25 protein-coding genes and 1 other RNA gene are annotated in these 23,578 nt (G+C 59.9%); 15 read left to right on the top strand and 11 right to left on the bottom strand.

Going from position 1 to position 23,578, the window contains the following annotated elements; translation table 11 throughout:
• Positions 1–81: 81 nt before the first annotated feature.
• The 3 genes from ubiH to AC07VO_RS08140 are packed head-to-tail and all read right to left on the bottom strand — an operon-like array spanning position 82 to position 3,182.
• Entirely contained in the window at positions 82–1,269 is a 1,188-nt protein-coding gene (gene ubiH, locus AC07VO_RS08150; protein ID WP_064621037.1) for a 2-octaprenyl-6-methoxyphenyl hydroxylase, read from the bottom strand.
• Positions 1,266–2,600 carry a Xaa-Pro aminopeptidase gene (pepP, locus tag AC07VO_RS08145; protein WP_086944369.1) on the bottom strand — a complete coding sequence of 445 codons (1,335 nt, stop codon included), beginning with the start codon at positions 2,598–2,600 and terminating at the stop codon, positions 1,266–1,268. The genes ubiH and pepP overlap by 4 nt, the downstream gene beginning before the upstream one ends.
• Positions 2,601–2,627: 27 nt before the next feature.
• Complete coding sequence (locus AC07VO_RS08140; protein ID WP_007940361.1) at positions 2,628–3,182, bottom strand: YecA/YgfB family protein; 555 nt, start codon at positions 3,180–3,182, stop codon at positions 2,628–2,630.
• 125 nt (positions 3,183–3,307) lie between these two features.
• On the opposite strand from AC07VO_RS08140, the gene AC07VO_RS08135 reads away from it, so the two are divergent.
• The 4 genes from AC07VO_RS08135 (at position 3,308) to AC07VO_RS08120 (ending at position 4,733) form a co-directional block, all read left to right on the top strand.
• Positions 3,308–3,517 (top strand): TIGR02449 family protein, encoded by a 210-nt coding sequence (locus AC07VO_RS08135; protein WP_007940359.1) that lies wholly within the window; start codon positions 3,308–3,310, stop codon positions 3,515–3,517.
• Positions 3,514–3,831 carry a cell division protein ZapA gene (locus tag AC07VO_RS08130; protein WP_086944368.1) on the top strand — a complete coding sequence of 106 codons (318 nt, stop codon included), beginning with the start codon at positions 3,514–3,516 and terminating at the stop codon, positions 3,829–3,831. Before AC07VO_RS08135 ends, AC07VO_RS08130 begins: the two co-directional genes overlap by 4 nt.
• 30 nt (positions 3,832–3,861) lie before the next feature.
• A non-coding RNA gene (gene ssrS, locus AC07VO_RS08125) (6S RNA) lies at positions 3,862–4,040 on the top strand.
• Positions 4,041–4,127: 87 nt separating this feature from the next.
• Entirely contained in the window at positions 4,128–4,733 is a 606-nt protein-coding gene (locus tag AC07VO_RS08120) for a 5-formyltetrahydrofolate cyclo-ligase (protein WP_018927583.1), read from the top strand.
• 35 nt (positions 4,734–4,768) lie between these two features.
• Here AC07VO_RS08120 and AC07VO_RS08115 read toward each other — a convergent pair whose 3' ends face one another.
• The gene (locus AC07VO_RS08115; RefSeq protein WP_007899400.1) at positions 4,769–4,918 is read right to left on the bottom strand and encodes a hypothetical protein; all 150 of its coding nucleotides are present in this window, start codon (positions 4,916–4,918) and stop codon (positions 4,769–4,771) included.
• Between the two features lie 196 nt (positions 4,919–5,114).
• On the opposite strand from AC07VO_RS08115, the gene AC07VO_RS08110 reads away from it, so the two are divergent.
• The 4 genes from AC07VO_RS08110 to AC07VO_RS08095 all read left to right on the top strand — a co-directional run bounded on the left by AC07VO_RS08110 (position 5,115) and on the right by AC07VO_RS08095 (position 10,497).
• Positions 5,115–5,564 (top strand): EVE domain-containing protein, encoded by a 450-nt coding sequence (locus tag AC07VO_RS08110; RefSeq protein WP_064621039.1) that lies wholly within the window; start codon positions 5,115–5,117, stop codon positions 5,562–5,564.
• A 129-nt stretch (positions 5,565–5,693) separates the two neighbouring features.
• Entirely contained in the window at positions 5,694–6,659 is a 966-nt protein-coding gene (locus tag AC07VO_RS08105) for an HlyD family secretion protein (protein ID WP_086944367.1), read from the top strand.
• The gene (gene rbbA, locus AC07VO_RS08100) at positions 6,656–9,379 is read left to right on the top strand and encodes a ribosome-associated ATPase/putative transporter RbbA (protein ID WP_495007509.1); all 2,724 of its coding nucleotides are present in this window, start codon (positions 6,656–6,658) and stop codon (positions 9,377–9,379) included. The genes AC07VO_RS08105 and rbbA overlap by 4 nt, the downstream gene beginning before the upstream one ends.
• The gene (locus tag AC07VO_RS08095; RefSeq protein ID WP_018927578.1) at positions 9,379–10,497 is read left to right on the top strand and encodes an ABC transporter permease; all 1,119 of its coding nucleotides are present in this window, start codon (positions 9,379–9,381) and stop codon (positions 10,495–10,497) included. The genes rbbA and AC07VO_RS08095 overlap by 1 nt, the downstream gene beginning before the upstream one ends.
• Before the next feature lie 60 nt (positions 10,498–10,557).
• On the opposite strand, the gene AC07VO_RS08090 is transcribed toward AC07VO_RS08095, so the two are convergent.
• Positions 10,558–10,965: a flagellar basal body-associated protein FliL gene (locus tag AC07VO_RS08090; protein ID WP_019580533.1), complete on the bottom strand. Its 408-nt coding sequence runs from the start codon at positions 10,963–10,965 to the stop codon at positions 10,558–10,560.
• 150 nt (positions 10,966–11,115) lie between these two features.
• Between AC07VO_RS08090 and AC07VO_RS08085 the strand changes: the two genes are divergently transcribed.
• Together AC07VO_RS08085 and glpT are read left to right on the top strand one after the other, a co-directional pair.
• Positions 11,116–12,093, top strand: coding sequence for an NADPH:quinone oxidoreductase family protein (locus AC07VO_RS08085; protein ID WP_018927576.1), 978 nt, complete (start codon positions 11,116–11,118; stop codon positions 12,091–12,093).
• Positions 12,094–12,296: 203 nt separating this feature from the next.
• A complete protein-coding gene (gene glpT, locus AC07VO_RS08080; RefSeq protein ID WP_018927575.1) occupies positions 12,297–13,646 on the top strand; it encodes a glycerol-3-phosphate transporter in 1,350 nt (449 codons plus the stop codon).
• Here glpT and AC07VO_RS08075 read toward each other — a convergent pair.
• Positions 13,622–14,290 (bottom strand): gamma-glutamylcyclotransferase, encoded by a 669-nt coding sequence (locus AC07VO_RS08075; RefSeq protein ID WP_018927574.1) that lies wholly within the window; start codon positions 14,288–14,290, stop codon positions 13,622–13,624. The two genes, glpT and AC07VO_RS08075, sit on opposite strands and share 25 nt — an antisense overlap.
• Positions 14,291–14,674: 384 nt before the next feature.
• Here AC07VO_RS08075 and AC07VO_RS08070 point away from each other — a divergent pair, with 384 nt between their 5' ends.
• Positions 14,675–15,118: a hypothetical protein gene (locus tag AC07VO_RS08070; RefSeq protein WP_019580529.1), complete on the top strand. Its 444-nt coding sequence runs from the start codon at positions 14,675–14,677 to the stop codon at positions 15,116–15,118.
• 14 nt (positions 15,119–15,132) lie between these two features.
• Here the strand turns inward: AC07VO_RS08070 and AC07VO_RS08065 are convergent, their stop codons facing one another.
• The 5 genes from AC07VO_RS08065 to AC07VO_RS08045 all read right to left on the bottom strand — a co-directional run bounded on the left by AC07VO_RS08065 (position 15,133) and on the right by AC07VO_RS08045 (position 20,370).
• Positions 15,133–16,101 carry a CDP-6-deoxy-delta-3,4-glucoseen reductase gene (locus AC07VO_RS08065; RefSeq protein WP_018927572.1) on the bottom strand — a complete coding sequence of 323 codons (969 nt, stop codon included), beginning with the start codon at positions 16,099–16,101 and terminating at the stop codon, positions 15,133–15,135.
• Positions 16,101–17,567: a 4-hydroxy-3-polyprenylbenzoate decarboxylase gene (gene ubiD, locus AC07VO_RS08060; RefSeq protein WP_019580527.1), complete on the bottom strand. Its 1,467-nt coding sequence runs from the start codon at positions 17,565–17,567 to the stop codon at positions 16,101–16,103. Before ubiD ends, AC07VO_RS08065 begins: the two co-directional genes overlap by 1 nt.
• Positions 17,568–17,705: 138 nt before the next feature.
• On the bottom strand, positions 17,706–18,965 hold the full coding sequence (gene rho, locus AC07VO_RS08055) for a transcription termination factor Rho (RefSeq protein ID WP_007899384.1): 1,260 nt from the start codon (positions 18,963–18,965) through the stop codon (positions 17,706–17,708).
• 247 nt (positions 18,966–19,212) lie between these two features.
• On the bottom strand, positions 19,213–19,542 hold the full coding sequence (trxA, locus tag AC07VO_RS08050; RefSeq protein WP_003206727.1) for a thioredoxin TrxA: 330 nt from the start codon (positions 19,540–19,542) through the stop codon (positions 19,213–19,215).
• 120 nt (positions 19,543–19,662) lie between these two features.
• On the bottom strand, positions 19,663–20,370 hold the full coding sequence (locus tag AC07VO_RS08045; RefSeq protein WP_018927569.1) for a FadR/GntR family transcriptional regulator: 708 nt from the start codon (positions 20,368–20,370) through the stop codon (positions 19,663–19,665).
• A gap of 257 nt (positions 20,371–20,627) precedes the next feature.
• On the opposite strand from AC07VO_RS08045, the gene AC07VO_RS08040 reads away from it, so the two are divergent.
• From AC07VO_RS08040 to AC07VO_RS08025, 4 genes are read left to right on the top strand one after another with little or no spacing between them, the layout of a single operon-like run.
• The gene (locus AC07VO_RS08040; RefSeq protein WP_028939126.1) at positions 20,628–21,413 is read left to right on the top strand and encodes a transporter substrate-binding domain-containing protein; all 786 of its coding nucleotides are present in this window, start codon (positions 20,628–20,630) and stop codon (positions 21,411–21,413) included.
• Between the two features lie 22 nt (positions 21,414–21,435).
• On the top strand, positions 21,436–22,116 hold the full coding sequence (locus tag AC07VO_RS08035; protein WP_018927567.1) for an amino acid ABC transporter permease: 681 nt from the start codon (positions 21,436–21,438) through the stop codon (positions 22,114–22,116).
• Entirely contained in the window at positions 22,113–22,763 is a 651-nt protein-coding gene (locus AC07VO_RS08030; protein ID WP_007899375.1) for an amino acid ABC transporter permease, read from the top strand. The genes AC07VO_RS08035 and AC07VO_RS08030 overlap by 4 nt, the downstream gene beginning before the upstream one ends.
• A complete protein-coding gene (locus AC07VO_RS08025) occupies positions 22,750–23,487 on the top strand; it encodes an amino acid ABC transporter ATP-binding protein (protein WP_018927566.1) in 738 nt (245 codons plus the stop codon). Before AC07VO_RS08030 ends, AC07VO_RS08025 begins: the two co-directional genes overlap by 14 nt.
• The last annotated feature ends 91 nt before the right edge of the window (positions 23,488–23,578 follow it).

Raw genomic sequence — 23,578 nt, 5'->3', positions numbered from 1 at the left:
AGCCGCAGGTAAAGGGTTCTCTCGACGCGCGTCACCGAAGTGCTCGCGTCGTCATGAATATTGATGTGCAGGTGCGCCCGCTTAAACATCGGGACGTGTACCCAGGCCCATGGCCTGCCGGGCGAACCAGCGCTTGGCCGGCGGCAGCAGATCGAGACCGAGCAGGCCGATGTTGCGCCCCAGGGAAACCAGCGGCTGGGTGCTGCCAAACAACCGGGTGACCTGATCGGAGAAGCCCACGGTCAGGTTCTGGTCCAGACGCTGGCGCTCGCGATAAGCCTGCAACGTGGTGAAATCGCCGAGCGCGGTCTCGCTGCTCAGCAAGGTGTCGGCCAAGGCCTGGGCATCGCGCAGGGACAGGTTGAAGCCTTGTCCGGCAATCGGGTGCAGGCTGTGCGCGGCGTTGCCGAGGATCGCCAGATGTGGGCGGACTTGCTCCTCGGCTTCGATCAGCGACAGCGGATATAAATTGCGGGCGCCGACCTGTTTCAGCGTGCCGAGGCGATAACCGAACACGCCCTGCAACTCGTTGAGAAAGCTGCGGTCATCAAGGGCCGCCAACCGTTGCGCGTCCATGCCCAGACGGGTCCAGACCAGGGCGCAGCGGTTTTCCGGCAGCGGCAACAAAGCCATTGGGCCGTCGTCAGTGAAGCGTTCGAAGGCCATGCCGTTGTGCGCTTCGCTCGGAGTGATGTTGGCGATCAGCGCGCTCTGGTTGTACGGGCGCTTCTTGATGCCGATCCCCAACTGTTCACGCAGGCCCGAACGGCCGCCATCGGCCAACACCGCGAGGTCGCATTCCACCAGGGTTTCATCGTTGAGCGTCAGGCGATAGCCGTCGGTCAGCGGCTCCATGGCGGTGACTTCCGCCGGGCAACGCCAACTGATCACATCCTTGTCCAGACTGTGCCAGAGGCATTGGCCGAGCCAGGCGTTTTCCACCACATAACCCAGTGCTGGAACGCCCTCTTCCATCGCCGACAACCGCGCCGTGGAAAAACGCCCACGGTCGGAGACATGAATCTGCTTGATCGGCTCGGCGCGGCGAGAGATTTCCTGCCACACGCCCAGCCGTTGATAAATCTGCCGGGCGCCGAACGACAGCGCTGAAGAGCGAGCGTCATAGCTCGGTTGGTACGTATCGCCGGGGGCAAAGGGTTCGATCAGCACGATCTTCCAGCCACGGGCCTTGGCCCCGGCCTGTAACGCCAACGCAAGGCTGGCGCCAACCAGGCCGCCGCCGATGATTGCCAGATTGACTCGACTCATGCCGCTTGTGTCCGTGCGGCGGCCATCAAGGCCTCGATCTCGGCGACCGTTTTCGGCACGCCGTTCGTCAGGATTTCACAACCGGTTTTGGTGACCACCACGTCGTCCTCGATGCGCACGCCAATGCCGCGCCATTTCTTCGCCACGCTCTGGTTGTCCGGGGCAATGTAGATGCCCGGCTCGACCGTCAGCGCCATGCCGACTTCCAGCACGCGCCATTCGCCGCCGACCTTGTACTCGCCGACATCATGCACATCCATGCCCAGCCAGTGGCCGGCGCGGTGCATGTAGAACGCCTTGTAGGCTTCGCTGGCGATCAGTTCATCGACCTCGCCCTGCAACAGGCCCAACTTCACAAGGCCCGCGGTAATGACGCGAACCGTGGCTTCATGCGCCTGATTCCAGTGTTTGTTCGGTGCGATTTCGGCAAACGCCGCTTCCTGGGAAGCCAGCACCAGCTCGTAGATCGCCTTCTGTTCCGGTGAATACTTGCCGTTGACCGGCCAGGTGCGGGTGATGTCGCTGGCATAGCAGTCGATCTCGCAACCGGCGTCGATCAGCACCAGATCGCCATCTTTGAGCACCGCGTCATTCTGCTGGTAATGCAGGATACAGCTGTTGCGCCCGGCGGCGACGATCGAACCATAGGCCGGCATCTTCGCCCCGCCCTTGCGGAACTCGTAGTCGAGCTCGGCTTCGAGGCTGAACTCATGCAAACCGGCACGGCTGGCCTGCATCGCCCGGATATGCGCCTGGGCGGAAATCCGCGCGGCTTCGCGCATCACCTTCACTTCTGCCGCCGATTTATACAGGCGCATGTCGTGCAGCAGATGATCCAGGGCAACGAATTCGTTCGGCGGCTGGGCACCGAGATTCGCCTTGGAGCGGATCACGTTGATCCAGTCCATCAGGTGCCGATCGAATTCCGGATTGCTGCCCATGGCCGAATACACCCGGTCGCGGCCTTCGATCAGGCCCGGCAGGATGTCGTCGATGTCGGTGATGGGGAAAGCGTCGTCGGCGCCGAAGTCGCGGATCGCGCCTTCCTGGCCGGCGCGCAGGCCGTCCCACAGCTCACGCTCGGCATTGCGTTCACGGCAGAACAGGATGTATTCGCCATGTTCGCGACCGGGAATCAAAACGATAACGGCCTGAGGCTCGGGAAAGCCGCTGAGGTACTGGAAGTCGCTGTCCTGACGGTAAACGTGCTCGACGTCACGGTTGCGAATGGCAACCGCAGCGGCGGGCAGAATGGCGATGCTGTTGGGTTCCATCTGCGCCATCAAGGCCTTGCGGCGACGGCTGTATTCCGATTTCGGGATATGAATCATGGGCAGATGGCTTTTCCTGGCTCGCGATTAATGCAACGACGGTTTGGCGGCTGCTTCGTCGGTTTTCTTGGTTTCAGTGAACAGCAGCAACGGTGCGACGCGCAGGTACTCCATGACTTCCATGTAGTCGCTTTCGCCGTCGTCGGACTCTTCCAGGGCGTCTTGCACCTGAGAAATGGCGGCCAGATCCTGCAGCACTTCAGTCGCTTCAGCGCTGAGGGCATATTCGCGACGGGTCAGGCCGAAGCCAGTGAGGAAGCCCTGGCACCACTGGCCCAGCGCGGCTGCGCGCTCGGTGAGCGGCGCGTCGTCGCTCGGCAGCAGCAGAACAACGGTCATGTCGTCGCTGGTAAGCTCGCCCTTGACCATCTCTTGCAGGCCGATCAAGGCGTTGCGAACGTTGTCTTGCGGCTCGCCTTCGAGCAGCTCGGCGGCGTCTGCCAGCCAGCTGTCGGCATCGAAACCGGCACCGGCGCAGCTACGGCCGAGCAGCAGGCCGTGCAACTCGGCAGGCGAGACGGGATGGCCGCTGGTACTCAGCAGGGTGGCGAAGGCTTGGTACGGAGAATTCTGAATGGGCATGGGTAGCTAGGCGCCAGACGGCGCTATGTCTAGAATGAAGGCCTTGTATCCTACATCGACAGACTCGCCAAGACTATTAAAGGCTGTCCGCCAGCTACCTCCCATCAGACGAACACGTGGACACAATGGAAGACACCGACCTGCAAGCGCTGATGGCCAGACTCGAGCTGCTGATTACCCGAGTCGAGCAACTAAAGAGTCAAAACGCACTCTTACTAGCTCAAGAAAAGACCTGGCGCGAGGAACGCGCGCACCTCATTGAAAAAAATGAAATCGCCCGGCGTAAGGTCGAATCGATGATTTCGCGCCTCAAGGCCCTGGAGCAAGACTCATGAGTTCAAGCAATAGCGTTACCGTGCAGATCCTCGATAAAGAATATTCGATCATCTGCCCCCAGGAAGAGCGCAGCAACTTGATCAGCGCCGCCCGCTACCTGGACGGCAAGATGCGCGAAATCCGCAGCAGCGGCAAAGTCATCGGCGCCGACCGCATTGCCGTGATGGCTGCGCTGAACATCACGCACGACCTTCTGCACAAGGAAGAACGTCCGGATGTGCAGGCCAGCAGCTCGACCCGCGAACAGGTTCGCGACCTGCTGGACCGCGTCGACCTGGCGCTGTCGACCGATCCGGATGTCACCAAGGGCTGATTCGCCAGGCCGCTTGAGTTATACTCGCATCACTCCCTGGGGTGCTTGCCAGTTGACCACGTCCCTGAGCCGATTCGCACTACCCTGGAGGTTGCACGTTGGGCTGGTGTGCATGTCCGCTAGACGGAAAGCCTTAAAGCCTACTGCATCTTCCACCTTGAACTTTCGGGTTCAAGGGCTAAGTCAGCAGCGGTTCATCCGGGGAGCCTGATTTCAATCCGATGCCGGTTTTCATACCGGCATCGGCATGTTTACGGGTACGCTTTTAGTACTCGCACTTTCTGAAGCCTGAATCCATGACCGAACCTGCGCTGCTGCCCCGACCGCAACTTCGACGCATGCTGCGCAAGGCCCGCCGCGCACTGACCCCCAGTCAGCAGCGCGAGGCCGCTCGCGGGCTGTATAAGCAATTGGCCCAGCACCCACTGTTCCGCCGCGCAAAACACATCTCCCTGTATCTGCCCACCGACGGTGAAATCGACCCGCGCCTGTTGATGCGTGCCGCGCAACGTCGGGGCAAGGCGACGTACCTGCCGGTACTCAGCGCCTGGCCGCGAACCAAAATGGTGTTCCAGCGGATTCGTCCCGGTGAAAAACTCAAACCCAACCGTTTCCGTATTCCAGAACCACGGGCCAATATCGCCCGGCAACGCAAGGTCTGGGCGCTGGATCTGGTGTTGCTGCCGCTGGTGGGGTTTGACGATGTCGGCGGACGCCTGGGTATGGGCGGCGGCTTCTACGACCGAAGCCTGGCGTACCTGGCGCGCCGAAAAAGCTGGCACAAGCCGACGCTGCTGGGCTTGGCCCATGAATGTCAGAAGGTTCAACGATTGGCTCAGGCGAGCTGGGATGTGCCGTTGCAGGGCACGGTCACTGACAAGGCGTGGTATTTCGCGGACTAGACGCCACTGATATCAGCGGCGTCCAAAAGACGGGCTCAGCGCTTGAAGGCCGACGGCTGTTGCTGCGCGATCTCGACGGGAGCATCGGTCTTGTTGGCCCACAGGCTTTGGGCGTAGCCGGTGGTCACGACGCCCAAACCGAACAAAATAACCAATATCCATAATAAATCCGGTTTGCGTTTCATCGATTGCCCCCCTCAAGGCACATCAACACGATGACAGCAGCGGTTTCCGTTTGTAGGCCGTGCAGCAGCGTCAAGCTAAGAAGGCCGGCATTTTGCGACAACGTGAACCGACACGCAAACGCTGGCGTCAACCGACTGTCGGTTTGTCATAAAATTGCCTGACCACTTGTCCACCCACCTCGCAAGGAGCAAAACCATGGCTTATTGGCTGATGAAATCCGAGCCCGACGAACTCTCCATCAAAGACCTGGAGAAGCTTGGGCGAGCGCGCTGGGACGGGGTTCGCAACTACCAGGCGCGCAACTTTTTACGGGCCATGGCAGTCGGCGACGAGTTTTTCTTCTATCACTCCAGCTGCCCTGAGCCAGGGATTGCCGGGGTCGGAAAGATCGTCGAGGCGGCGTATCCGGACCCGACGGCGCTGGAGCCCGAGAGTCATTACTTCGATCCGAAGGCCACTGCCGAGAAAAACGCCTGGAGCGCGATCGATGTCGCTCACGTCGAGACGTTTTCCAAGGTGCTTAAACTCGATTATCTGAAGCAGCAAACGGCACTCGCCGAGATGCCACTGGTGCAGAAAGGCTCGCGCCTGTCGGTAATGCCGGTGACAGCCGAGCAATGGGCAGTGGTGCTTAATCTGCGCTAAATACTGCGCTACAGCCTGTGAATCTGGCTTACCTTGCCAAACGGTCAGGCTTACCCCTCAGTTGACTGACATCAAGTCGCCCTAGCACTTTCCTGTCAGACTGGGACGCAATAGACGCAGGATGCAGACATGTCGACGCACAGCCGCTCTTCGCTTTTCTTCGTTTTTTTGCTGGGGGCTGTATTGCTGGCCGCCGGAGGGTTTGGTTATTGGCGGTCGACCGTTAACCGACTGCCCCAAGGGTTGTCTGTCGGCAATGGTCGACTTGAAGCCACTGAAGTGCAGATCGCCAGCAAAACACCCGGTCGATTGGCTGAAGTGCTGGTGGACGAAGGCGACAAGGTAACCCAGGGGCAACTGTTGGCCCGCATGGACACCCGTACCCTCGAAGCACAGCGCAACCAGGCTGAAGCCGAAGTGATACGCGCCCGGGAAAATCTTTCCGCGGCCCAGGCCAATGTGAAACTGCGCCAGAGCGAGCAACTGCTAGCCCAGCAAGAGCTCAAGCGCTCCCAGGCGTTGTTCAATCGCGGTTTCGCCAGCGGCCAGATCATCGACCAACAGCAGTCACGCTTCGACACCGCCAACGCAGCTGTTACTGCGGCCCGCGCCCAGGTGTCCGCCGTCGGCGCAGCCATTGGCGCGGCGCAGGCACAAGTGGCTCAGTTAACCAGCGAAATCGACGACAGCAGCTTGCGGGCCCCTATCGACGGGGTGATTCAGCTTCGCATGGCCGAACCCGGAGAAGTGCTCGGCGCCGGTGGGCGAGTGTTGCTGCTGATTGACCCGAACGATCAATACATGAATCTCTACCTTGCAGCATCCGTCGCCGGACGCCTGGCGGTCGGCGATGAAGCGCGGATCCTGCTGGACGCCCTGCCCGACCAGCCATTGCCGGCAAAAATCAGCTTCGTGGCGGCCAAATCGCAGTTCACGCCCAAAGAAGTCGAGACCCGCGACGAACGTCAGAAACTGGTGTTTCGGGTCAAGCTGCGCCTGACCCGCCCCAGCGCCGTGCCCCAGGCCAAACCGGGGATGCCCGGCAACGGCTACGTGCGCACCGCTCCCATTGACTGGCCGGCCAATCTTCAATGACCGGCCTGGCACTGCATGCCACCCGCCTTCAGCACCGCTATGGCGAACAGCATGCGCTGACCGACATCACGCTCAGTCTGCCCACCGGTACTCGGTGCGGATTGATTGGCCCGGATGGCGCCGGTAAATCCAGCCTGCTGGGATTGATCGCCGGCGTGAAGACGCTACAGGAGGGCCAACTGGAAGTGCTCGGTGGCTCGATCCAGGACCGGCGCCACCGCAACAGCCTCTACTCGCGCATCGCGTTCATGCCTCAAGGCCTGGGCGGCAACCTGTACCCTGATCTGTCGATCCGCGAGAACATTCACTTCTTCGCCACACTGTTCGGGCTGTCCAGGGCCGAAAGCGATCAGCGCATGCACAGCCTGCTGCTGGCCACCGATCTACTGCGGTTTGCCGAGCGCCCGGCCGGCAAGCTGTCGGGCGGAATGAAACAGAAGCTCGGACTCTGTTGCGCACTGATCCATGAGCCGGACTTGTTGATCCTCGATGAACCGACTACTGGCGTCGATCCTTTGTCCCGACGGCATTTCTGGGAGTTGATCGATGACGTTCGGCGCCAACGCCCGCAACTGACACTACTGGTCGCCACCGCGTACATGGAAGAGGCCGAGCAGTTCGAGCATTGCCTGATGCTCGATGACGGCAAGCTGATCGCCGCCGGTTTGAGCCGCGATCTGGCGGCGGTAACCCCCAGCGGCAAGCTCGATGAAGCCTTCACCCACTTTCAGGGCGACACCGGCCACGACAACCAGCCGCTAGTGATCCCTCCCCGAACCAACGCTACGGCCGACATCGCCATCCAGGCCCATGACCTGACCCTGCGCTTCGGCGATTTCACCGCTGTGGATAAAGTCAGCTTCGCCATCGGCCGCGGCGAGATCTTCGGGTTTCTGGGCTCCAACGGTTGCGGCAAAACCACCACCATGAAAGTGCTCACCGGACTGATCCCGGCCAGCGAAGGCAGTGCCACGCTGCTGGGCAACCCGGTGAACGCCAAGGATCTGGCCACCCGCAAGCGCGTCGGCTTCATGTCTCAGAGCTTCTCGCTCTATGGCGAACTCAGCGTTCGGCAGAACCTGGACCTGCATGCGCGACTGTTCGATCTGCCCCAGGCCGACAGCACTCAGCGCATCGACGAACTGATCCAGCGCTTCAGCCTGGCCAGCGTCGCCCATCAGCCGTCCGGTGCATTGCCGCTGGGTCTGCGCCAACGATTATCCCTGGCAGTGGCGGTGCTGCATCGCCCGGAAGTGCTGATCCTCGACGAACCTACCTCCGGCGTCGACCCGGCGGCGCGGGACGATTTCTGGCGACTGCTGATCGAACTGTCCCGTGAACAGGAGGTGACGATCTTCCTGTCCACCCACTTCATGAACGAAGCCCAGCGTTGCGACCGCATCTCATTGATGCACGCAGGCAAGGTTTTGGCCTGCGACACCCCGGCAGCACTGCAACAGCAGTTCAACGGCCAGACACTTGAGGCCGCGTTCGTCACCTGCCTGGAACAGGCCCAGAGCCCGGGCGCGACAGAGGCGCCACCAACGCCCATCGACACAACGCTCGCACCCACCCCATCGATGAAAGACCGTCGCTTCAGCTTTGGGCGACTGCGGGCATTGGCGAGCCGTGAAGGCAAGGAACTGCTGCGCGATAGAGTACGCCTGGCCTTCGCTCTGCTCGGGGCGATGCTCATGATGGTGATTTTCGGCTATGGCATTTCCCTGGACGTGGAGAAACTCGCCTTCGCGGTCTACGACCAGGACCAGACCCCGCAAAGCCGGGCTTATCTGGAGGCCTTCCGCGGCTCCCGTTACTTCGACGAACAACCCCCGATAAGCGATCCGGCGCAGTTGCATCGACGACTGCAACGCTCGGAAATCAAACTGGCGCTGGAGATTCCCCCCGGATTCGGTCGGGATCTGTTCGCCGGTCGCCAGCCTACGGTGGCGGCCTGGCTCGACGGCGGTATGCCGTTTCGCGCTGAAACCAGCCGCAACTATGTGGAAGCGGTACACCAGGCCAACCTGGAGCAACTGGCGGATCAGTCCAGTCCCGCACCATCCCGGCAAGCGCCAGCCAAACTGGAAACCCGTTTCCGCTACAACCAGGATGTCGTCAGCGTCAACGCCATCGGCCCTGGAGTGATGGCGCTGATCCTGGCGTTCATCCCGGCCATGCTGACTGCGCTGGGCATTGTGCGGGAGAAGGAACTGGGCTCGATCACCAACTTCTACGCCACTCCGCTGACCCGCCTGGAGTTTCTGTTAGGTAAACAGGTGCCGTATCTGGCCGTCAGTCTGATCAATCTCGCCGTGCTGACAGCCATGAACCGCTGGCTGTTCGGCGTCCCTTTCAAGGGCAGCGCATTGACCCTGGCCTTCGGCGGGTTGCTCTACGTGCTGGCGACCACCAGCATGGGTCTGTTGATTTCGGCGTTCACCCGAACCCAGATCGCCGCCATTCTCGGCACCATGATCATCACCAGTCTGCCGACCATCCAGTTTTCCGGTCTGATCGTGCCACGGTCGTCCCTTGATGGCGCCGCCGCGGTCATGGGGATGCTGTTTCCGGCAGGCTATTTTCTCGATATCGCTGTCGGCACCTTTACCAAGGCGCTGGATATCCGGCAGTTGTGGCCACAATGCCTGGCGCTGTTCGGGTTCTTTCTCGGGTTCACCGGGCTCAGCCTGACCATGCTGAAAAAGCAGGAGGTCTGATGCATAAGCTCGCGCACATCCTGCGTCTTGGCCTCAAGGAACTCACCAGCCTGCGACATGACAGTGTGTTGCTGCTGTTCCTGTTTTACGCCTTTACAGTGGCGATCTACATGCCGGCCGCGGGCTCAGTGATCGGTGTGCACAACGCCAGTGTGGCCATGGTCGATGAAGATCACAGCCCCATGTCACGCCAACTGGCCCAGATTCTGCGGCCGCCGGAATTTCAACCACCGGTGCCGTTGCCTTATGGTCAACTGGACGAGGTGCTGGACAACGGGCGGTACACCTTCGTGATCAATGTTCCAGCCAATTTTCAGGCCGATCTGCTGGGCGGCCACCAGCCGGCGGTGCAGGTTAACGTCGACGCCACGGCCATGAGCCAGGCGTTCATGGGGGCAGGCTATATCGGGAGGATTTTCCAGCGCGAGCTGTTGACCTACAGTGGCCAGGGCGATGCGGCGAGCCAGACACCCGTGCGGCTGACAACACGAGCGCTGTTCAATACCAATCTGGAGGGTGGCTGGTTCCTGGCGGTGATTCAGATCGTCAACAACATCACGATCCTGGCCATCATCCTGACGGGCACGGCGCTGCTGCGTGAACGCGAACACGGCACTCTCGACCATTTGCTGGTGCTGCCGCTGACGGCACTGGAAATCATGCTGGCGAAAGTCTGGAGCAACATGCTGGTGGTGGTGCTGTGCACCTGGGTGTCGCTGGAAGTCATTGTCAAAGGCGCCCTTGGCGTGCCGCTGGCTGGCTCCATGAGCTTTTTCTTGCTGGTAACGGCGGTTTATCTGTTCGCCAGCACGGCGCTGGGGATATTCCTCGCGACCCTCGCCCGCTCGACACCGCAGTTCGGCTTGTTGGCGATTCCGGTGATTATCCCGATGTTGCTGCTTTCCGGGGGCAGTACGCCCCTCGACAGCATGCCGCAATGGCTGCAATGGGTGATGCAGGGCTCGCCATCGACGCACTTCGTCAGCCTCAGCGCCGCGATACTGTTTCGCGACGCCGGCATTGGCGTGGTCTGGCCGGACTTGCTGGCATTGAGCGCCATCGGCCTGCTGTTCTTTACCATTGCACTGCTGCGGTTTCGCAAGAGCCTGGCGTCCTGAAGGGCCGAGTCGCCCTTCGCAGGCAAGCCCGCGAAGGGGCCGCCCCAGACAACAAAAGCCTTACTGGATAATGAGGTTGTTGAACAACAGATCCTCAACCACCGGCTTGCCGGTTTCGTCGTTCATCACTTGCTGGGTCTGCTTCAAGGCTTCCTGACGCAGCTTTTCCTTGGCTTCGACGTTGTTCATGGTTTCAGTGGTCTGCTGGGCAAACAACGCCACCAGCTGATTGCGGATCAACGGCTCATTGGCCTTCACCGCCTTGGTCGCCTCGTCACCAGTCACCCGTAGCGCCACATCGGCCTTGTAGACCTTGAGCTTCGGCGTGCCATCCAACCCATAGTTGCCCACGAACGGCGGGCTCAGGGTGATGTAGTTGACCTTCGGGGCTTCACCTTCTTTGGCTTCTTCGGCCATCGCTGCCACAGGCAGGGACAGGGCCAGCATCAACATGATCCACGCTTTCACAATTCGCTCCTTATCCGGTTTGCGGCCTAGCATAACGACCCGCCGCTCAAGCACAAGCTTATGGCTGACTATCAGGGTCGGGCATGCTCGTTGACCCGTTAACTCACACACCTACACTTATCGGCCATCACTCCCAAAGGAATAGCCCTGATGAAAGCCGTGCTGTGCAAAGCCTTCGGCCCTGCCGAATCGCTGGTGCTGGAAGACGTCGCCAGTCCTGTTGCGAAGAAGAACGAAATCCTGCTGGACGTGCACGCGGCCGGGGTGAATTTCCCGGACACGCTGATCATCGAGGGCAAATACCAGTTCAAACCGCCCTTCCCGTTTTCACCGGGTGGCGAAGCGGCTGGCGTGGTCAGCGCGGTGGGGGAAAAGGTCAGCCACCTCAAGGTCGGTGACCGGGTCATGGCCCTGACTGGCTGGGGCAGTTTCGCCGAGCAGGTCGCGGTGCCGGGCTACAACGTGCTGCCGATCCCGCCATCGATGGACTTCAACACTGCCGCCGCTTTCAGCATGACCTACGGCACTTCGATGCACGCCCTCAAGCAACGAGGCAACCTGCAACCCGGCGAAACCTTGCTGGTGCTCGGCGCGTCCGGCGGCGTCGGCCTCGCCGCCGTGGAAATCGGCAAAGCCATGGGCGCCCGGGTGATCGCCGCCGCGAGCAGTGCGGAAAAACTCGCGGTGGCCAAAGCCGCCGGCGCCGATGAGCTGATCAACTACAGCGAAACCAGCCTCAAGGACGAAATCAAACGCCTGACCGACGGCCAGGGCGCCGACGTGATCTACGACCCGGTGGGCGGGGACCTGTTCGACCAGGCCATCCGCGCCATCGCCTGGAACGGTCGTCTTCTGGTGGTCGGTTTCGCCAGTGGACGCATCCCCGAACTGCCAGTGAACCTGGCACTGCTCAAAGGTGCCGCGGTGGTCGGCGTGTTCTGGGGCTCGTTTGCCCAGCGCCAACCACAGGACAACGCGGCGAACTTCCAGCAGTTGTTTCACTGGTTCGCCGAAGGCAAGTTGAAACCGCTGGTGTCACAGGTGTATCCACTGAGCAATGCGGCGCAGGCGATCAACGATCTTGGCCAGCGCAAGGCGGTCGGAAAGGTGGTCGTGCAGGTTCGTTGATCGTTTTCAAGCCAGGTCGCAGCCTGCGACCTGGCCCCGTCATCCCCGTACCGACTCTCATTTATACCTGAGCGACATGTTCATAAAGGAACATGCAATCTCCAACATTTCCGCTGTTTTGCCGATGCGAACCGGTGCTATTTTCGGTAACGAAACTGTAACATTCGCATCCGCAGTCAAAACAAGAAATCTGGAGCTCTTGAATGTTTGCTTTCTTTCGTCCTGCCGCACATCAGGCTCCATTGCCTGAAGAAAAAATAGACAGCACCTACCGACGCCTTCGCTGGCAGATCTTCGCCGGGATTTTCATTGGCTATGCCGGTTACTACCTGCTGCGCAAGAACTTCACCCTGGCGTTCCCGGACCTGATCGCCCAAGGCTATACAAAAGGCCAACTGGGTGTGGCGATGTCGGCGATTGCAATCGCCTACGGCCTGTCCAAGTTTCTGATGGGCATCGTGTCCGACCGCTCCAACCCGCGTTACTTCCTGCCCTTTGGCCTGGTGGTGTCCGCCGCGGTGATGTTCGTTTTCGGTTTCGCACCTTGGGCCACCTCCAGCGTGACCATGATGTTCATCCTGCTGTTCATCAACGGCTGGGCGCAAGGCATGGGCTGGCCGCCGAGCGGGCGAACCATGGTGCATTGGTGGTCACAGAAAGAGCGTGGCGGCGTGGTTTCGGTCTGGAACACCGCGCATAACGTTGGCGGTGGCTTGATCGGCCCGCTGGCGATTCTCGGCATGGGCTGGTTCAACGACTGGCACAGCAAGTTCTACGTACCGGCTGCCGTGGCGCTGTTGGTCGCCGTGTTTGCCTTCATCGTGATGCGCGATACTCCGCAGTCGACGGGCCTGCCGCCGATTGAGAAGTACAAAAACGATTACCCGGAAGGCTACGACGCCAGTCACGAAGAGGAATTCAGCGCCAAGGACATCTTCGTCAAATACGTGCTGCGCAACAAAATGCTCTGGTTCATCGCACTGGCTAACGTTTTCGTCTACCTGCTGCGCTACGGCATTCTGGACTGGGCGCCGACCTACCTCAAAGAGGTCAAGCACTTCGACTTCGACAAGACCTCGTGGGCTTACTTCCTGTACGAGTGGGCGGGCATTCCCGGCACGCTGCTGTGCGGCTGGATGTCGGACAAGATCTTCCGTGGCAACCGTGGCCTGACCGGCATGGTGTTCATGGCGTTGGTGACCGTTGCGACAATCGTGTATTGGCTGAATCCACCGGGCAATCCGATGATCGACATGATCTCGCTGTTCGCCATCGGCTTCCTGATCTACGGCCCGGTGATGCTGGTCGGCCTGCAGGCGCTGGAACTGGTGCCGAAGAAGGCCGCGGGTACGGCCGCAGGCTTTACCGGCCTGTTCGGTTACTTGGGTGGTTCCGTCGCGGCCAGTGCCATGATGGGCTACACCGTGGACTATTTCGGCTGGAATGGCGGCTTCATTCTGTTGGTCGTTGCCTGCCTGCTGGCGATGGCGTTCCTGGCACCCACCCTGGGCCACAAAAACGTCGCCAGTCAGGGCCGCGAAGCGCTCGCCTGATCTGCCTTTGATTTACAGCGCTTGAGCCGCGCCTCCAGATTCCGGTCTGGCATGGCGTGGCTACGCAGGGCGTGGGCGGTCTGCTCGACATACTCGCGAGTAGTGCCATAGCGCCCGCAAGCGTTCTCGAATACTTGGCTCAGCACGTGATCCGGCAAGTTGCCGGCATAGCTGGGCAGGTGCCGCTCCAATACAAATCCCAATGCCTGAACCTGGTTTCCGTTTTCAAGACGGCAGTTGAGCCAGTGTGGACGATAGGAAGGGAATGGCATCTCGCGCTGCCAGAGTGCATAAAGTGAAGCCTCGAGTTGTTCTTCGGGCAAACGATAGGCGAACCCGCTGCACGAACCACCGCGATCCAGGCCAAATACCAGCCCCGGCACTTCCGGCGTGCCGCGATGCTCGTGGGACCACAGGTACAAACCGCGATGGTAGCCATGCACCCGGCCGCGCACCCGCTCAACCGCCGCACATTCAGGCCGCCAGATCAGCGAACCATACGCGAATAACCAGACCGGCCCACCCTTGTGGCGCGCCATGGTCGACTGCATCGAGCTGAGCAATTGTTCGTGTGTAAGCTGCGGCCCCAGATCGAGCCGCGGAGGGTAAGCCAGATTCAAAAAAGCAGATTCAATGGCGCTCATGGCAATAAAATTTTGGCCCAGCAATTATTACAAAATATAAACAACTTTCACTTCATAGAACATATAGCAGTAATACTAAAACGAAAAGTACTAAGCGCCCTATGACCTTGCGCCCCCTATAAAAAATCCAATACTGAAGCTGGAGGGCTTGGCGATATACCCTAATATCATTTAAGAGAATTCTTAAATACCAGAACGAAATATACATAAGCATTCGGCGCGTCTAGGATAAAGCTCACCTAGGAGAAAATGCCTACAAACCCTTCGGATTTACCGCCTACCCATTGCAGCTTTACGTCGCGTATAACGGCCACCCAAAGACGCAACCAAACTGCCTCAAAGGCCTGAACAATGAAAACACCATGGATTTACGGGTTACTTCTAATGCTCACGGCGCAGCACTCGCTGGCCGAGGACACCTCTGCGAAAGACACCGGCTCCTGGTATTTGCAGGCCAGCGTCTATACCAGACACTTCTCCCCCGACTCCGACCACAATAACAATCAGGACCTTATCGGTCTTGAGCGCGAGCAAGCGTCCGGTTGGTTGTTTGGTGGCGCAACTTTTCGCAACTCGTTCAGCCAGCGTTCATATTATGCGTATGCGGGCAAACGCTACGAGAGCGCTGACTATCCCGTGTACATAAAACTTACCGGTGGTCTGTTGCAAGGTTACAGCGGCAAGTCTCAGGACAAGATCCCTCTGAATCACTTCGGGGTCGCGCCGGTGATCATTCCTTCAGTCGGGGCACACTACGGACCATTGGCAGCCGAGCTGGTGTTGCTCGGCTTCAATGCCGCCATGGTGACAACCGGGGTGCGCTTCTAGAACGGTTCACGCACCTATGATCGCGGGGCGTAAGCAAATACATCGGCACGCATTTGATGGGCATCCATCCCCGCTTCGACCAAAGCATCGAGCGTGCCATAGACCATGGCTGGAGAGCCGCTGGCATAGACGTGCAGTGCTTTCAGATCAGGGAAATCTTCACACACCGCCTCATGCAACATGCCGCAACGCCCCTGCCAGCCGCATTGATCGCTGACGACTTTATGCAGGAACAGATTGGGCAGCTTCAGCCATTCATCCCAATGTTCGATCTCATAAAAGTCTTCGGGACGACGTACGCCCCAATACAGGTGCACCGGATGCTTGAAGCCCGTGGCGCGGCAATGTTCGATCAGGCTGTGAATCTGGCCCATGCCGGTACCGGCAGCAATCAGTACGAGAGGACCGTTCGGCAGTTCCGCCAGATGGGTGTCGCCGAACGGCATCTCGATCCGCACCATCGGGTTGCGCTGGAGCTGTTCGATCAGGCTCAGCGCGCTGCTTTCGCGCGCCAGCACATGAATTTCCAGGTCGCGGCCGGAATGCGGTGCAGAGGCCAGGGAGAAAGCGGATTTCTCGCCACTCTCACGCTCGATCATCAGGTACTGGCCGGCGTGATAGCGCGGCGGCTTGCCCGCTGGCGCACGCAGACGCACGCGCCAGGTATCGCCACCGACGTCCCTGCATTCAATGACCTGACACGACACGCTGCGCACCGGCAGTTCTCCCAGCGCGAGCACGCCATCCCACAACACGATGCAGTCTTCCAGCGGCTCTGCAATGCAAGTGTAGAACTCGCCATGGTCGCGCACATCGCCAGCCTGTTCGACCCGCCCTTCCACCAGCAATGCGCCGCACACATGGCAATTGCCGTTACGACAGCTTTGCGGGCATTCATAGCCCAGGCGCCGCGCGCCATCGAGAATCCGCTCGCCGGGCAGAATCTCAAGCACTGCTCCGGAGGGCTGCAAGGTTACACGCATCAATCTATTCCTAACTGATTCCAGATGGCATCGATCCGTTGGGTAACGGCTTCATCCTTGACGATGACCCGGCCCCACTCACGGGTGGTTTCGCCTGGCCATTTATGCGTGGCATCGAGCCCCATCTTCGAACCCAGGCCGGAGACCGGCGAGGCGAAGTCCAGGTAGTCGATCGGCGTGTTATCGATCATCACCGTGTCGCGCTTGGGGTCCATGCGCGTGGTAATGGCCCAGATCACGTCGTTCCAGTCCCGTGCGTTGATATCGTCGTCGGTGACGATAACGAACTTGGTGTACATGAACTGTCGCAAAAACGACCAGACACCGAGCATTACCCGCTTGGCGTGGCCGGGATACGACTTTTTCATGGTCACGATGGCCATGCGGTACGAGCAGCCTTCGGGAGGCAGGTAGAAGTCAGTGATCTCCGGGAATTGCTTCTGCAGGATCGGCACGAACACTTCGTTCAGCGCCACACCGAGAATCGCCGGCTCATCCGGCGGACGGCCGGTGTAGGTGCTGTGGTAGATCGGCTTGATCCGATGGGTGATGCGCTCGACGGTGAACACCGGGAAGCTGTCGACTTCGTTGTAGTAGCCGGTGTGGTCGCCGTACGGACCTTCATCGGCCATTTCGCCCGGATGAATCACGCCTTCGAGGATGATTTCGGCCGTGGCCGGTACTTGCAGGTCGTTGCCGCGGCATTTCACCAGTTCGGTGCGATTGCCCCGCAGCAGACCGGCGAAAGCGTATTCGGAGAGGCTGTCCGGCACCGGCGTCACGGCGCCAAGAATGGTGGCCGGGTCAGCGCCCAGCGCCACGGACACCGGGAACGGCTGGCCGGGGTGTTTTTCGCACCATTCGCGGTAATCCAGCGCGCCGCCACGGTGGCTCAACCAGCGCATGATCACCTTGTTGCGACCGATCACCTGTTGACGGTAAATGCCGAGGTTCTGGCGATCCTTGTTCGGACCTTTGGTGACAGTCAGGCCCCAGGTGATCAGCGGGCCGACATCGCCTGGCCAGCAGGTCTGCACCGGCAACATCGCGAGGTCGACATCGTCGCCTTCGATGACCACTTCCTGGCACACCGCGTCCTTGACGACTTTCGGCGCCATCGAGATGATCTTGCGAAAGATCGGCAGCTTGGACCAGGCGTCCTTCAAACCTTTCGGCGGCTCGGGCTCCTTGAGGAACGCCAGCAACTTGCCGATTTCGCGCAACTCGCTCACCGCCTCTGCACCCATGCCCAGCGCCACGCGCTCAGGCGTACCGAACAGATTGCCGAGCACAGGGATGTCATAACCCGTGGGCTTTTCGAAAAGCAGGGCCGGGCCTTTGGCGCGCAATGTGCGGTCGCAGACCTCGGTCATTTCGAGCACTGGGGACACCGGAACCTGGATGCGCTTGAGTTCGCCGCGCTGTTCCAGACCGCTGATAAAGTCGCGCAAGTCGCGATACTGCATGCGTGAGCCTCGTTTTGGCCGTGGCGTTCGGGGGTGGCAGTTTAGCGCCGAACCCCTCAGTTCAGAACCACGAACTGCCGTTGATCAAAAATCAGATAGCAAAAAGCCGGGTTTCCCCGGCTTTTTGGCCTGTTCGATTTACTTGCGTTTCATCGACAGGAAGAACTCGTCGTTGGTCTTGGTCTGTTTCAGCTTGTCGACCAGGAACTCGATGGCAGAGACTTCATCCATCGGGTGCAGCAGTTTGCGCAGGATCCACATACGCTGCAGTTCGTCGTCGGCTGTCAGCAACTCTTCGCGGCGAGTACCGGAGCGGTTGATGTTGATGGCCGGGAACACACGTTTTTCGGCGATCTTGCGATCCAGAGGCAATTCCATGTTGCCGGTGCCTTTGAATTCTTCGTAGATCACTTCGTCCATCTTCGAACCGGTTTCAACCAGCGCGGTAGCGATGATGGTCAACGAGCCGCCTTCTTCGATGTTCCGTGCAGCACCGAAGAAACGTTTCGGTTTCTCCAGGGCGTGGGCATCGACACCACCGGTCAGCACCTTGCCGGAGCTCGGGATCACGGTGTTGTAGGCACGCGCCAGACGGGTGATGGAGTCGAGCAGAATCACCACGTCCTTCTTGTGCTCGACCAGACGCTTGGCCTTCTCGATCACCATTTCAGCAACCTGCACGTGGCGGGTTGGCGGCTCGTCGAACGTCGAGGCAACTACTTCGCCGCGCACGGTGCGCTGCATTTCGGTCACTTCTTCCGGACGCTCGTCGATCAACAGCACGATCAGGTGAACTTCAGGATTGTTACGCGCGATGTTTGCCGCGATGTTCTGCAGCATGATCGTTTTACCGGCTTTCGGCGGAGCAACGATCAGGCCGCGCTGGCCTTTGCCGATCGGGGCGCACAGGTCGATGACACGACCGGTCAAGTCTTCGGTGGAACCGTTACCGGCTTCCATCTTCATGCGCACGGTCGGGAACAGCGGGGTCAGGTTCTCGAAGAGAATCTTGTTTTTCGCGTTCTCGGGACGATCGTAGTTGATCGTGTCGACCTTGAGCAGCGCGAAATACCGCTCGCCTTCCTTCGGAGGACGGATCTTGCCAACGATGGTGTCACCGGTGCGCAAGTTGAAGCGACGGATCTGGCTCGGCGAGACGTAGATATCGTCCGGGCCGGCGAGATAGGAAGCGTCAGCGGAGCGCAGGAAGCCGAAGCCGTCCTGGAGAATCTCCAGCACGCCATCACCGGAGATTTCCTCGCCGCTTTTAGCGTGCTTTTTGAGCAGGGAGAAAATCACGTCCTGCTTGCGCGAACGGGCCATATTTTCTATGCCCATCTGTTCGGCCAATTCGAGCAGTTCGGTAATCGGCTTTTGCTTGAGTTCAGTCAGATTCATATAGGAATGACGTAATCATTTATGGAGGGGGGAAATTAAGCTTTTGGCTTAATGAGGCCGCGCCGCAGAGAAGGCGACAGGATCGCGTACTTATTCGAAAAGGAGTGCGTCGGCGACGGCTAGCAGGGGGCAGTGGAGAAACCAGTGCGGGGCCGAATGTACCACCTGAGTTTCGGAGCGTCTAGCCCTCAATAACGAAAAGGCCCCGCATAATGCGGGGCCTTTTCATGACGCTTTATAACAACGCTTAGATGTTGGCGTCGAGGAAAGCAGCCAATTGCGACTTCGACAGCGCACCGACCTTGGTGGCTTCGACGTTGCCGTTCTTGAACAGCATCAGCGTCGGGATACCACGCACGCCATGCTTGGCCGGGGTTTCCTGGTTCTCGTCGATGTTCAGTTTGGCAACGGTCAGCTTGCCTTTGTAGGTCTCGGCAATTTCGTCCAGGACAGGAGCGATCATTTTGCAAGGGCCGCACCACTCAGCCCAGTAGTCGACCAGTACAGCGCCTTCGGCCTTGAGTACGTCGGCCTCGAAGCTAGCGTCGCTAACGTGTTTGATAAGATCGCTGCTCATGGAAGTCTCCAGGTTGTAAGCAAAAAAACGTGGCCCATCATAGCTGCCCTTCCCCCGTTCAGGAAGCCGCAGATGATTGAGTCTCGCTATGGTGGCCCATGAATTTGGGTATAGCTCAAGTCACGAGGTGGCGGGAGCGACGAAGGCAATCCCGGTGCGCAGGGCGGCGTTGCGCACATGCTCCTGCATGGCCTTCTGTGCGGCGCCGGACGATCGGCGCGCCAGTGCACGGAGGATTTTACGGTGTTCCTGCCAGGTTTCCATGGCCCGTTCGGCCCGGATGAACGGTAGCTTCTGGCTCTCCAGAAAGATGTCGGCGCTGGCTGTCAGGATGCTCAGCATCGCCTGATTGCCGCTGGCCAGGAGGATGCGCCGGTGAAACTCGAAGTCCAGTCGCGCCGCTGCATCGAAGTTGGCGGCACGCAGTTCGTTGCGCATGGCGGCGACGTTGTCTTCCAGGGCATCGAGATCCTCGGTGCTCAGGGTCACGGCCGCCAAACCCGAGGCAAAACCCTCCAGCGCATAGCGCAACTGGAAGATGTCCAGCGGCGATGCCTGGGCCGCGAATGGCCAGCCCGGCACCGCCTCGCCCCGGGGCAGATCGACCGGTGACTGCACGAACACGCCCTTGCCCGGCTGGATGCTGATCACGCCCAGCGCACTCAGGGACGACAACGCCTCGCGCAACGACGCCCGGCTGACCCCCAATTGCACCGCCAGGTCCCGTTGCGAGGGCAAGGCATCACCCGGCCCGAAACCTTGCTCGGTGATCAGTTTGCGGATGGCTTGCAGCGCCACTTCAGGTACTGCACGGGAGATCGAATTCATGGTTTCTTCAGACGAACCAGGCCAATGAGCGGCTAGTTGTAAAGCTATTCGCGACGTCCGGCAAGTCGTGCCCCATGGGGGTTCGGGAGTTTTCACGATTGCGCCATCAAGGTGCGAAATGCCACCTAACTGTTCAGACCAGTAAGACCGAGAAACACCAGCAAAACCGTGGCCTGCAACCCCTGAAACCGAATCTTGGCATGGCCCGTGCTCTGTCGATCCGCAGAAATCACTTCCCGCCGATCCGGAGATTTGCCATGACCCAGCGTTACAGCGCCCTCCTCGCCGCCCTGTTTGCCAGCCTGATGCTGAGCCAGGCACCTGCCCACGCCGACGGTCTGGAGGATGTGGTCAAACGCGGCACCCTCAAAGTCGCCGTGCCCCAGGACTTCCCGCCGTTCGGCTCGGTCGGCCCGGACATGAAACCGCGCGGCCTCGACATCGACACCGCCAAACTGCTCGCCGACCAACTCAAGGTCAAACTCGAACTGACCCCGGTCAACAGCACCAACCGCATCCCGTTCCTGACCACCGGCAAGGTCGACCTGGTGATTTCCAGCCTCGGCAAGAACCCTGAACGCGAGAAAGTCATCGATTTCTCCCGTGCCTACGCGCCGTTCTACCTCGCCGTGTTCGGTCCGCCAGACGCCGCCATCAAGGGTTTGGACGATCTCAAGGGCAAAACCATCAGCGTCACCCGTGGCGCCATCGAAGACATTGAGCTGACCAAAGTCGCCCCCGAAGGCGTGACTATCAAACGCTTCGAAGACAACAACTCGACCATCGCCGCCTACCTTGCCGGGCAAGTCGACCTGATCGCCAGCGGCAACGTGGTGATGGTGGCCATCAGCGAGAAAAGCCCGAAACGCGTACCGGCCCTGAAAGTGAAGCTCAAGGACTCGCCGGTGTACGTCGGTGTGAACAAGAACGAGCCGGCGTTGCTGGACAAGGTCAATCAGATCCTCACCACCGCCAAGGCTGACGGTGCGCTGGAAAAGAACTCGCAAACCTGGTTGAAAGAACCGCTGCCGGCCGATCTCTGATCGTTCGCTCGGGAGACGACTTATGGCTTATCAGTTCGATTTCTTGCCGGTGGTGGAAAACACCGACCTGCTGCTGCGCGGTGCGTTGTTCACCCTTGAGCTGACGGCCGTTGGCGCAGTGTTCGGGGTCGCTCTGGGCATCATCGGCGCACTGGTGCGGGCGTGGAACATCCGCCCGTTCGCCGGCATTTTCGGGGTCTACGTCGAGTTGATCCGCAACACACCCTTTCTGGTGCAGTTGTTTTTCATCTTCTTCGGTTTGCCGTCGCTGGGCCTGCAGATTTCCGAATGGCAGGCGGCGGTGCTGGCGATGGTGATCAACCTGGGCGCCTATTCGACCGAGATCATCCGCGCCGGCATTCAAGCGATTCCCCGCGGACAACTGGAAGCCGCAGCCGCCCTGGCAATGTCGCGTTTCGAAGCCTTCCGCCACGTGGTTCTGCTGCCGGCACTGGGCAAGGTCTGGCCGGCCCTGAGCAGCCAGATCATCATCGTCATGCTCGGCTCGGCGGTCTGTTCGCAGATCGCCACCGAAGAGCTGAGTTTCGCCGCCAACTTCATTCAGTCGCGTAACTTTCGCGCCTTTGAAACCTACGCCCTGACCACGCTGCTCTACCTGTGCATGGCGCTGCTGATCCGCCAATTGCTGAACTGGATCGGTCGCCGCTACATATCCAAGAGCAGCGCAAGGAGCAGCCAATGAGCGATTTCACCTTCTGGGACATCCTGCGCAACCTGCTCACAGGCCTGCAATGGACGCTGGCGTTGTCGCTGGTGGCGTTTATCGGCGGTGGGCTGATCGGTTTGCTGATCATGGTGATGCGGATTTCAAAGAAATCCCTGCCCAGCCACTTCGCCCGCACCTACATCGAATTGTTCCAGGGCACGCCGCTGTTGATGCAGCTGTTTCTGGTGTTCTTCGGTGTGGCCTTGGCCGGTGTGGAAATTTCACCGTGGATGGCGGCGGCGATTGCCTTGACACTGTTCACCAGCGCCTACCTGGCGGAGATCTGGCGCGGTTGCGTCGACTCGATCCCCAATGGCCAGTGGGAAGCCTCATCGAGCCTGGCGCTCAACCCGCTGGAGCAATTGCGTTACGTGATCCTGCCACAAGCGCTGCGCATCGCCGTGGCGCCGACCGTGGGCTTCTCGGTGCAAGTGGTCAAGGGCACCGCCGTCACCTCGATCATCGGCTTCACCGAACTGACCAAGACCGGCGGCATGCTCGCCAACGCGACCTTCGAACCCTTCATGGTCTACGGCCTCGTCGCCCTCGGTTACTTCCTGCTCTGCTACCCCTTGTCCCTCAGTGCGCGCTACCTGGAAAGGAGACTGCATGCCTCTGCTTAGAATTTCCGCCCTGCATAAATATTACGGCGACCACCATGTACTCAAAGGCATCGATCTGAGTATCGAGGAAGGCCAGGTGGTGGCGATCATCGGTCGCAGCGGCTCGGGCAAGTCCACCTTGCTGCGCACCCTCAATGGTCTGGAATCGATCAATGACGGCGTGATCGAAGTCGACGGCGAATACCTCGACGCCGCCCGCGCCGACCTGCGCAGCCTGCGGCAGAAAGTCGGGATGGTGTTCCAGCAGTTCAACCTGTTCCCGCACCTGACCGTCGGCGAAAACGTCATGCTTGCGCCACAAGTGGTGCAGAAAGTGCCGAAAGCCAAAGCCACCGAGCTGGCGCGACAGATGCTGGAACGGGTCGGGCTGGGCGAGAAATTCGACGCCTTCCCGGATCGACTCTCTGGCGGCCAGCAACAGCGGGTGGCGATCGCCCGGGCGCTGGCCATGTCGCCGAAAGTCTTGCTGTGCGACGAAATCACCTCGGCCTTGGACCCGGAACTGGTCAATGAAGTGTTGAGCGTGGTCCGGCAACTGGCCAGGGAAGGTATGACATTGATCATGGTCACCCATGAGATGCGTTTTGCCCGGGAGGTGGGCGACAAATTGGTGTTCATGCACCAGGGCAAGGTGCATGAGGTGGGAGATCCGAAGGTGTTGTTTGCCAATCCGCAGACGGCGGAGCTGGCGAACTTCATTGGGACCGTGGAGGCGGCGGGCTGACACCCCTGTGGCGAGGGGGCTTGCCCCCGTTGGGCTACGAAGTAGCCCCAAAACCATTCACATCAACTCCAAATAGACCGCGCATGCAGGT

The sequence above is a fragment of the Pseudomonas sp. GW821-FHT03E01 genome (genome assembly GCF_059420765.1).
The sequence above is the reverse complement of the archived record's forward strand: the minus strand, read 5'-3'. Positions and strand labels throughout refer to the sequence as shown.